Origin of the sequence: Microcoleus sp. M2_D5 (assembly GCF_036701935.1) — a bacterium.
Taxonomy (GTDB): Bacteria; Cyanobacteriota; Cyanobacteriia; order Cyanobacteriales; family Microcoleaceae; genus Microcoleus.
Map to the genome: position 1 here is coordinate 15,837 of NZ_JAUBRP010000098.1, position 4,711 is coordinate 20,547.

Genomic DNA, 4,711 nt, shown 5'->3' on the forward strand with positions numbered 1-4,711 from the left:
GAGCGGTAATAATTTGATAGGCAATATCACCGTCATCTAGAATGTCATTTACTCCCGTAACGGTGACAGTTTGGGGACTACTCCAGTTAGCATTCGTGAACGTTAAACTCGGTTGATCTACATTACCTTCAGCGGTGTTACTGCTAGTTAATCCGACCGTCACATCTGCCGTAGGCTGACTGTCTAGAACTACAGTAAAAGTAGCTGTACCCAGCGCTTCCGTAGTTGTTAATCCGCTGGTAGGAAAGATCGAAATACCTGGCGGTGTCGGCGCGATATCGTTGTCTAGGTTGGTGACAGAGACATCCGATGGGTTGAGATTGTTGTAGTTCGGGTCGGTACTGGTAGCTGGAGCGGTAATAATTTGATAGGCAATATCACCGTCATCTAGAATGTCATTTACTCCCGTAACGGTGACAGTTTGGGGAATATTCCAGTTAGCATTCGTGAAAGTTAAACTCGGTTGATCTACAGTACCTTCAGTGGTGTCATTGCTAGTTAATCCGATCGACACATTTGCCGTAGGCTGACTGTCTAGAACTACAGTAAAAGTAGCTGTACTCACCGGTTCGGTAGTTGTTAAACCGCTGGTAGGAAAGATCGAAATACCTGGCGGGGGGGGCGGAATATCGTTGTCAAGGTTGGTGACAGAGACATCCGCTGGGTTGAGATTGTTGTAGTTCGGGTCGGTACTGGTAGCTGGAGCGGTAATAATTTGATAGGCAATATCGCCGTCATCTTGGAGGTCATTTACTCCCGTAACGGTGACAGTTTGGGGAATATTCCAGTTAGCATTCGTGAAAGTTAAACTCGGTTGATCTACAGTACCTTCAGTGGTGTCATTGCTAGTTAATCCGATCGACACATTTGCCGTAGGCTGACTGTCTAGAACTACAGTAAAAGTAGCTGTACTCACCGGTTCGGTAGTTGTTAAACCGCTGGTAGGAAAGATCGTAACGCCTGCGGTATCGTTGTCGATGATGGTGAAACTACCTGTAGTAGTTGTTCCTAACGCCATGCCTGCCGATGGATTGCTAATAGTTAGGTTGGCAGTTTCGTCAATTTCGTCAATAAGGTCGTCGGCAATGGTGAAAATGGCTTGTCCGCTGGTTGCCCCGTTGGGGATGGTGATTTGGCTGGGAATAGTGCCGGTGAAATCCGCGGCAGTGACACTGCCTGTTAAGCCGAGGTTAACGGTTTGGTTGCCGGCTACAGGTGCCGTGGTAGTAGCGGTGACGGTGATGCTGGTTGTTCCCGCTTCGGTGCCGGTGGTGGGGCTAACTGAGAGGTTGACAGTGAGAAAATCGTTGTCAGTAATCGCAATATTTTGAGTAGTGGTTGTTCCCAAAAATATTCCCGCCGAAGGATTGCTGATAGTTAGAGTTGCAGTTTCGGTTCCTTCAATTAACGCATCATCGACAACAGTGAAAGTAACAGTACCCGTAGTTTGTCCGGCGGGAATGGTGACGGTGGTGCCGCTGAGGCTGTAGTCGCTGGCGGTGATACCTGTTCCTGTGATGCCTAAGTCAACGGTTTGAGGGCTTGTAACGGCATTGGAGGCGGTAGCGGTGACGGTGATGGCGGTAGTGCCTGCTTCTGCGCCTGCGTTACTGCTGACTGAGAGGTTGACGGGGTTGCCGACAATAGAGCCGTAAACATCGTTATTGTCTTGGGTGTTGCCGATACCGTTGGCGGGGGTGTTAGCACCTGGGACACCAGCTTGGTTGACTGCGGTGTTGCCTGTGAATGTGGCTCCTCTTGAAATGATAGTAGGCAGAGCAGCGGGCATCCCTTGGTTGTTGCCGTTGGTGTTGGTGAGGGAGCGCATGGCGAAAATTGCCCCACCTTTGGCTTGACCGGGATTGGCACCCGTGCCGCGGACGGCGGCGTTGCCTGTGAATGTGGCGTTGTTGAGGGTTAAAGAACCCGTGCGGATGAAGATGGCACCCCCGAAACCGGCACCGCCACCACCGTTGCCGGCAGCACCCCCGAAACCAGGGGTTCCACCACCGCCACCGTAGCCACCATTGCCGTTGAAACCGCCACCACCGCCGAAGCCCCCAGGACCCCCAACGCCACCGCCACCGCCGCCACCGAAGCCTCCAGCACCACCAGTGCCACCGTTCGTGCCACCGCCACCGCCACCGAAGCCGCCAGCACCCCCCGGTGCAGTACCACCAAAACCTCCATAATTACCAGTGCCGCCGTAGCCTCCAATGCCACCGGGACCACCGCCGGGGTTATTGACGCCGCTGCCAAACAGACCACCGCCGCCACCGAATGCTGTGGCGCCGTTACCAAATATCCCGCCGCCACTGTAGAGGCCAGCAAAGTTACCACTTCCCCGCGCTTGGTTGTTGCTAAAGGTGACATTGGTGATGCTGACCGTACCATCATAAATAAATAGGCCGCCACCCATCCCAGCACCGCCACCAGCACTGCCGGTCTGGCCCCCTCTAGCTACGCTATCGGTAATGCTTAAGTCCTGGAAATTCACAATCCCCGACTTGACAAAGAAGGGGCGAAAACCATTGTTACCGCTGACACTAAAGTTATTGCCAATAAAATTAATGTTGCTGTTAACTAGGGTCTTCATTACCGCTGTAACATTGACATTTGTGGCGAGGGTAATGGTGTCATCTCCGGCTAGGGCATTTGCATCTAAAATGGCTTTGCTCAATGTGCCTGCTACAGTTCCAGTGCCGTCATCGGTTGCCACCGTGACATTAAAGTTGGCGAGAGTATATTCATAATCTTGCATTGCCTCTGGATTTAACGGCACTGCGGCTTCTATCTGACCGGTTACTACTTCTAAATCCCAGTCGCCGCCTTTTGCAGCATTTCCCGTCAAATTGTCAGAAGCTGCAATATCTGCGCCTGTTATTTCACTCAATCGCTTGACAAAATTATTGCCGGTTTCTCCTGCTGCTGCATCGCACCCATACAGTATGATGTCTCCTGTCTCTGTCAGGGCATTTCCCCACTGTTTTAGCTGGGTGTTGAAATTTTCTATGTCATTGCCCTTCAGTAGGTCGGAACCGAGTTTTAAACTGCCCGGACTGCCGTGAGAAAGGATATGAATTGCTTCAATATCTTTTTGAGTTGCTAAGGTGTTTGTAATTTGATCGATGCCGCTCAAATTATCATTTTAAATGATAATTTGAGCGGCATCGATGCCTTGAATCAGGCTTTGGTAATCCTGTACGGAAGAGTCTACGAAAATAATTTGTTTGTTCGGGGTTGATGAGTTCATTGTTGATGCAGTCCTTTGTTCTTGATTATTTACGCGATCTTCCAGCAGGGATTAAAACCCCCGCCGATGGGGCTACAGTCCTTGCTATGAGAACTGAAAACTTTATTCGTTCTTTGGGGAGGACTTTAGCGATCGGCTGCGGAATTAATTGTGAGAGGGAGTTGTGGGTTGAAATTAACACGCATACCAAATAGAATGCTTTTTTATTGAGCTTTCGCTACAATAGAGCTGGCACGACTATTTGTCGTATCTGTCCAGAAAGAGAGGCTATCAAATCGCTCGAACAAATCTGGAGGTAAAACAGTTTGTCTCGGTTTAAACTCGACTCGCTGACGCACTTGATGTAATCCTTTGGTTTGGAGTCTGCTATCAAATTCGGGTTCTTCATATTGAACGTTCTCGAAGTCATGCTCGAAAGGCTCTTCGCCCAAAAATTGATAAATTAGCGACATTGTTTTCGCCGGCTTTATGCTCAGTAGTTCGTAGTCTACCAGTAGAAGGGATGCACTTTGTTCGCTATAAAATGCTTCTTTTAGAGCGCTGTAACCATAACCAACTAAACGCCCACCTAGACTTAAGGTTTCGGTGCGGCTGTAGACTGTAGCCCGTTCCTGCGGACTATTAAATAATCTGGAAACATCAAAGACGTTGCGCCGAATTAGCAGTTCGATGCTGTCCATAATCCAGGCGATGTTTCTGACGCAGCAAATGACTTTAGATCCGGGAAATAGTTCCTGAATTAAGGGTAACTTGCTGCACCACAGGCGATTGGTGTCGAAGATTACTTGTTTGTCTGCTTGCGGGCTGTAGTATGCCGAAAAAATGCTCGCAATCATCGTCCGTTTTTGTTCCTGGGAAATAAACACGGAAAACTCGTTATCTTCGCTCATCGCTTCGAGCATTCGATCGACTAAACCACCGACGGGGCTAGTCATGGCGCTGTGAAATCTGGGATTTTGCCGCAGGATGGCTGCTAGTAAGGTAGAACCCGATCGCGGCAGTCCCGATATAAAGTGGACTTTTTGGATCATCAAGTTTGGATATCTTGAAGGTTTGCAAGTCGCCTGGATATGTCAAGCAGCAGGCGATTGCTAGGTGGGAGATACGTGCTTTGATGGCACTCTGCGATCGACATTTAACAATCTGCTGAGCTAGCAGAGCGCATCTGACGCTTCAGACAGCCTCTCCTACCTGCTCGTTTTTGCATACCCTTATGTAATTACCGCCCGATCGCCGACAAAATCAGCCTTTTGGTAGGTGGCAATTAACCAAAACTGGTTGTTATTATCGAACAGCAAGTTACAAAAAGTATGCGATCGCGATCGACAGATACTTACGATCTGTGTCATTGCTTTTTGCAACAAAATGTGATTAGGCTCGACAATTAAATAATTTCCCTTTTTTCTTGTGGGATGGGCGTCCCGCCCGTCCAAAAAGGACGGGCGGGACGCCCATCCC

The 4,711-nt window shown here is 49.4% G+C and carries 2 protein-coding genes and 1 pseudogene; all 3 read right to left on the reverse strand.

Going from position 1 to position 4,711, the window contains the following annotated elements; translation table 11 throughout:
• Positions 1 to 3,139: DUF4347 domain-containing protein (locus QUA50_RS26685; RefSeq protein ID WP_333433673.1), on the reverse strand; the 3,139-nt coding region annotated here is incomplete at its 3' end.
• 317 nt (positions 3,140 to 3,456) lie between these two features.
• Positions 3,457 to 4,284: a sulfotransferase gene (locus QUA50_RS26690; RefSeq protein ID WP_333266744.1), complete on the reverse strand. Its 828-nt coding sequence runs from the start codon at positions 4,282 to 4,284 to the stop codon at positions 3,457 to 3,459.
• A 180-nt stretch (positions 4,285 to 4,464) separates the two neighbouring features.
• Positions 4,465 to 4,711: pseudogene (locus tag QUA50_RS26695) on the reverse strand (hypothetical protein); the annotation flags it as partial.

What these genes read in the sequence shown, in the direction of transcription:
- QUA50_RS26690 (WP_333266744.1), bottom strand. Translation starts at nt 4,284, where the DNA reads ATGATCCAAAAAGTCCACTTTATATCGGGACTGCCGCGATCGGGTTCT.